Source organism: Intestinirhabdus alba (assembly GCF_009711095.1).
Lineage (GTDB): Bacteria > Pseudomonadota > Gammaproteobacteria > Enterobacterales > Enterobacteriaceae > Intestinirhabdus > Intestinirhabdus alba.
On sequence record NZ_WMJZ01000082.1, the window covers coordinates 1 to 4,272 of the forward strand.

Annotated in this window: 4 protein-coding genes and 1 pseudogene; all 5 read left to right on the forward strand. The window is 49.7% G+C overall.

The genetic code is table 11. From position 1 onward, the window contains the following. Nucleotides 1-883 (forward strand): type VI secretion protein ImpA (locus GJV78_RS23150; protein WP_167519715.1); only part of this gene is annotated, 883 nt, incomplete at its 5' end. Between the two features lie 166 nt (nucleotides 884-1,049). Beyond that, complete coding sequence (locus tag GJV78_RS22385; RefSeq protein WP_407929082.1) at nucleotides 1,050-1,553, forward strand: M949_RS01915 family surface polysaccharide biosynthesis protein; 504 nt, start codon at nucleotides 1,050-1,052, stop codon at nucleotides 1,551-1,553. A gap of 395 nt (nucleotides 1,554-1,948) precedes the next feature. After that, on the forward strand, nucleotides 1,949-2,347 hold the full coding sequence (locus GJV78_RS22390) for a hypothetical protein (protein ID WP_155110267.1): 399 nt from the start codon (nucleotides 1,949-1,951) through the stop codon (nucleotides 2,345-2,347). Nucleotides 2,348-2,525: 178 nt separating this feature from the next. After that, the gene (locus GJV78_RS22395) at nucleotides 2,526-3,737 is read left to right on the forward strand and encodes a hypothetical protein (protein WP_155110268.1); all 1,212 of its coding nucleotides are present in this window, start codon (nucleotides 2,526-2,528) and stop codon (nucleotides 3,735-3,737) included. After that, a pseudogene (locus GJV78_RS22400) lies at nucleotides 3,734-4,272 on the forward strand (type VI secretion protein VasK); the annotation flags it as partial. The gene GJV78_RS22395 and the pseudogene GJV78_RS22400, both read left to right, overlap by 4 nt.

Sequence of the window (4,272 nt, forward strand, 5' to 3'; positions counted from 1 at the left end):
CGTGGTGTGGGGAAGCCGGGTGCTGCCCAATATCCGGCCGGGTCGGGAGCGCTATATTAACGCTTATATCCTGCGCACTCACAACGATCCGCAGGCTTTTAATATTGGTCATGCGATGAAGAACTACCGCCGGGGTATCAGCGAATTCTGGGACGGCTGGATGACCGATGAGGAGCAGATGCGTATCGCCATGGCGGAATACAGGGCTGATGAGCTCGATCAGCGACTCTCTGTAACCGTCAGCGGTCTGTGGCAGGAGGGAAAACTCACCTACCTTGGGCCAAACGGCTTGTACAGCCTGGCGGATCTGCCGGGGCGTATCCCGCGCTATGCGCTGGACAGCAGCGTCAGGATTGAGCCGGGCGAACAGCCCGTAATCGCCGGGATCTACCTGCCGGACGTTGAGTTTGCCGCGGCCCAGCTGCTGTATCCGGATGCTGAAAATCCGGGGGCTGCAGAAGTATTACAAGGTATAAAGCGTAAAGATTGGGTTAACCCGAGGACAGGGAAGCGAACTTATAGCTGGCAAGAAGATGACTGGGTGGAAACCGGCTGGACGCTGATCCGCCGGGTGGAGGGGGAGTATATTGAGGTGCCGGCGGGCGGATTCTTCCCCAACGGCACGCCGGAGGAGCTGTACAGCTGGCCGGAGCGGGAGGCGAAATTTATCAGCCGGGAAGGGAAGCCGATCAGCGGCTGGTCGGGAGAGGCGGCGGCGCACGCGGGTGACTGGTCGGTGTTTACCGGCCGGGAGATGCAGCACGTTACGCTGGAAAAAGGGGAGCCGCTGCCGTGGCTCACTGACGAGAACCATTCCCCGGAACGGGCCTGCTGGACGCTGGTCAGACGAAGAGACGGCGGCCCGGTATCGGTGGCTGAATAGCATGGCGATACTTCATTTGTGTATGGAATGCTTCGGGGCCAGCCTTGGGGCTGTTCATAACGCGCTGCGTTTTGTCCTGCAACTCGAATTATTTAGGGTATAGTCGTTAAAATAAAAGAAAAAGAAGGTGCAAGATGAGACGTGATTTTGTGTTTTTCTTGTTTTTTTGTGTTTATCAGCCGATGCAAATGAAGTTTTATTAAAAGAATGGCGAGATGAGACTGGGACGCATACTCTGACTATTAAGAAAAAGATGCTCGCCGATAATAATCATGAAGTTATTGGTGAGCAATTATTAATAAAACAGACAACAGGAACAACGACAGACTGGTTTTTGAAGGACGACGTTAAGTTTTGTGATGACGATATTAGCTTGGGAATTATAGATACCTCCGTTGAGATCCAAAACTTTCCCTTTGGGAATGGGTATATAGTATTATTTGCTTATAAGACAGGCTGTGTAGGTGGGATAGAGCCTGTTTCTATTAAGTATATTGCCTTTAATAATAATACACAGTATTCACTGGACGGTGAAGAGCACATAATCTTAGGGCAAGATGGCTTTGGCGGAGAACAACCTCCAGTTCCCGATAGTAATTTAAAAAATAATAAGCCACTGTACGATTATATGTTAACAAAGTGGGGCGATGTTTCACTGACTAAATATTAAGCGGCTTAGTTGAGTCCCGGTGACACGCAGGGCAGGAGCACTGACGGAGGACAGGGAACTGAACGCAGATACAAGTATAGTGATGTGTCTATACCCGTCATGCTTCAAGTTGCATGTGCGTTGGCTTTATTCGGCCCGAGGGCCTCACCCTAAAGGGCCGCCGCCAGCGGCGTTCAAATCAGCTAAACTGATTTGTCCTCGCTCACCCCAGTCACTTACTGCAGTAAGCTCCCGGGGATTCTCTGCGTCGCCGCGTGATTCGGCCTGTCGGCCTCACCCCTTCGGGGCCAGCCCGGGGGCTGTTCAAAACGCACTGCGTTTTGTTCTGCAACTCGAATTATTTAGGGTATAAAACCTACTTTGGGCGAGCTGGCTTTTAATTCGATGAAATAATTATGATCATGAGACTCTTGCTGCTTTTTTCAGTGTTGGTTATCGCGTCATGCCACACCGCTAAACTTGATTTTAAACCCTCAGAGGACAGTCTACCGGATGCTAAGGTTGCCATGTACTATGAGCAGGAGATCGTTATAGGGGAGAAAATTGAGGCTAATCCAGCTTTTTTGAATAAAGATAATACGTCGGTAACCGTTTCTCCTGATAATTCTGGTTTACAGGTTTTACCGAAAAATAAAAGTCAGCGGGACGGTTCGCCTGTATACAATGCTCTTGTTGTTAAGGGTACGCCATTAACAACAGGTGAAGTGCATATTACTATCTCCGGCTATACTTATGGCACTATGTATACCAGGTCCCGGAAGTTTAACAAAACCTATACTTTGCGAATAAAATAGTTTGCTTTGAAGTAATTTGGAGAGGGGGTGTTCAGGTGTCGGTCTTAATGGCTGGAAATGAAAATTAAGCCTGATGTCTGAGACGTTATGGCGCTTTCCTCTTGTAATATTCTGCGCGCCAGATAGTTAGTGGTGAAAATAATCCTGTCTTGATTTATGTTTTAACAGAGAGTGATAAATGCGCTATTCGCTTAAAAATCTTCCACCTTGCCATCCGAGACCAGAGGCACCGAAAACAGCCCGCTGGCTGCTTGTTCTGGCGGCAATGGTAGCCATTAGCATGACTCTTTTGCGTATTCTGAGTAAATACACAGAATACTCATTTTCCTGGGGCGTGGCTGCTGGTATCCTGGCTGTTTTCTGGACCACTATTTACCTGGGACGTTTGTCCGTCTGGCTGTTTCAGCATAGTTGGGCAAACGCCTATGACCGTAAAAGAGAAGCCTGGATCTTACAACAAACACGTAAAGCAAGACGGGCCTTGCAGATATTGAATTTCACCTTTGTAACGGCTCATGAGCAAAAGAGACAGGCTGACGTGCTACAGGAAATAATTTCAGGCCGACAGATACTTAAGGCGCAGCAGGACAGAGAGGGTAACGTGGGGTATCGGCTTAGCAGGCTACGGCCGGATAGTGAGTTATTAACGACCGAAGAAGAGATTCATTTGCTATTCTCGAGGATCGTTGATGAACTGCCTCTCGATCGATTTCCGCAAAGTCAGTCGCTGGTTATCGCTTTTGATATCTCCTCATCGCTTGATGTACAGATAATTAAAAATATATGGTTTAAGGTCTGGCGAGAAAAAGGGAGGCCGAATCCGGTTGAATATCAGGCGGGAGAGGGACTTAATTTAATTGAGCGCTGGTTAAACCAAAATATACAGAGTGAGTCGCTGCTGTTGATGGTTGCCTTACAAATTTCCCCCGTACCGGTAAATCAAACCACAGAGGCGGCGGTGGGACTACTCCTCGGGAATCGGTTAACGCAGCATCTACTTACCCCAAAGGCTTTATTACATAGACCGGATGCCTCAGCGTCGGGCGAGCTTGAAGCCGGTATAAACATGGCGGCATATAACGTGCCGGTTGCTGAAGGGATTGACGGTAATCTCTGGCTGGGAAACCTTTCTGATAAACAATATACAGAAGTTATTATGAATCAAAATAAACGACCATTGCACTCAGTTCCGGAGGATCGACTGATCCATATCGATAGCTTAATTGGCAACGCTGGTGCCGCAGCGCCCTGGCTCTCATTAGCCTGTGCGGCGCAAACCGCCCATGCCGCTCAAAAATCGCAAATGGTGATCTGTGGAGAGCGTGGGCGGGATGTGTTATGGAGCACGGTTATTACCCCTGGAACTTTCCGGCAGGAGACGGATTCATGAGATTCACCGCACTGTTACCCAAATCGGCCGAAGGTCGGATATTAAGTATCGCGTTCATTTTTATGGTGCTTGTTGGCGGCTTTGCCTGGACTATCTGGTTACATCCGCAGAGGGTCGGGGTCACTGAAGAGAGCGAGTTACAAAAAATTCTGCAGGTTGCCAGCCTTATTGTTCTGGCCGGTATTTTTCTCACCACGCTTCTTTTATTACTGATTGTGTACAGTTCTGCCGGAAAATTATTCGACAAGCAGGTCGCCACGACCACGGGCGATGACGATATTATAAAAAAAGAGGTGCGGCCCTCTGAGTCATCCTCCGCCGCGCTCTGTCCTGCGATAAAGCGCCATTTACGCTCCCGCTATGGCCTGTTCTGGCACGGCCGGGTGCGCATCCTCTGGGTGGCGGGAGAGCCGGCGGATATTGATCTGCTCGTTCCCGCGCTGCAGAAAAACCGCTGGCTGGAGGGCAACCGCACCGTGCTGATTTACGGCGGTAGCCTGACCGCGGAAACCGATCCTGAACTGCTCGCCGCGCT